The organism is Stenotrophomonas maltophilia (genome assembly GCF_013464485.1).
In the GTDB taxonomy this organism is placed as follows: domain Bacteria; phylum Pseudomonadota; class Gammaproteobacteria; order Xanthomonadales; family Xanthomonadaceae; genus Stenotrophomonas; species Stenotrophomonas maltophilia_AW.
In genome coordinates this window covers 1-1204 of the sequence record NZ_RAUX01000086.1, presented here as the reverse complement: position 1 = coordinate 1204, position 1204 = coordinate 1, and the positions used below count along the sequence as shown (strand labels likewise).

General features: G+C 62.9%; 1 protein-coding gene. It reads left to right on the top strand.

All coding sequences use genetic code 11. The annotated features are described in order from the left end of the window. Nucleotides 1–68: 68 nt before the first annotated feature. A protein-coding gene (locus D7Y61_RS22410) for an IS3 family transposase (RefSeq protein WP_149500787.1) occupies nt 69–1159 on the top strand; the annotation gives its coding sequence in 2 pieces (ribosomal slippage) (nt 69–327 and nt 327–1159; 1092 coding nt in all). Nucleotides 1160–1204: the final 45 nt, after the last annotated feature.

The following is a 1204-nucleotide window of genomic DNA, read 5'->3' as shown; positions in this document are numbered from 1 at the left end:
CGACGCCCCCCCTCAATTGAGTAGCAAGCTGCTTTGGAGTCCAATCCCCAACGAGAAGGAGATTGGACGTGAAAAAGCGTTTCAGCGAAGAGCAGATCATCGGCTTCTTGCGTGAGGCCGAGGCCGGGCTGCCGGTCAAGGAGCTGTGCCGTCGGCACGGCTTCAGCGAGGCGTCGTACTACCTGTGGCGCAGCAAGTTCGGCGGCATGAATGTGTCGGAGGCCAAGCGCCTGAAGGAACTGGAGACCGAGAACGCGCGGTTGAAGAAGCTGTTGGCCGAGCAGGTCCTCGAGAACGAGGTGATCAAGGACGTGCTGCGAAAAAAATGGTGAGCGCACCCGCCCGACGCGAGCAGGTGCGCTACATGGCAAGAAAAGGACTCAGCGAGCGGCGCGCTCTGCGCGTGGTCGGCATGAGTGCCAGCGCACTGCGCTACACGCCTCGTCCGGACCGCAATGTAGAACTGCGGGCGCAGATCCAGGCCTTGGCGCATCGGCACAAGCGCTACGGGGTGGGCATGATCTACCTCAAGCTGCGGCAAGGCGGCCAGGTCGTGAACTACAAGCGCGTCGAGCGGCTGTATCAGCAGGCGAAACTGCAGGTGCGGCGGCGCAAGCGCAAGAAGGTGCCCCTGGGCGAACGGCAACCACTGATTCGTCCGGTTGCGGCCAACGAGGTGTGGTCGATGGACTTTATCTTCGATCGCACAGCCGACGGCCGTGTCATCAAGTGTCTGGTGATTGTGGATGACGCCAGCCACGAGGCGGTGGCAATCGAGGTCGAGCGTGCGATTTCGGGCCACGGCGTCAGCCGCGTGCTGGACCGCCTGGCACTCAGCCGTGGCCTGCCGAAGGTGATCCGGACCGATAACGGCAAGGAATTCTGCGGCAAGGCAATGGTGGCCTGGGCGCACGAACGTGGCGTGTCGCTGCGTCTGATCCAGCCGGGCAAGCCGAATCAGAACGCTTACGTTGAATCGTTCAACGGACGCCTGCGCGACGAATGCCTCAACGAACACTGGTTCCCGACACTGCTGCACGCGCGCACCGAGATCGAGCGCTGGCGGCGGGAGTACAACGAAGAGCGGCCGAAGAAATCGCTCGGCGGGCTAACGCCTGCCGCCTATGCCCAACAGCTGGCGGTGAAACCGCTACGATAAAGCCGGGCTCCAAACAGCTCCGCTACTGAAAGCGGGGGGACGTCG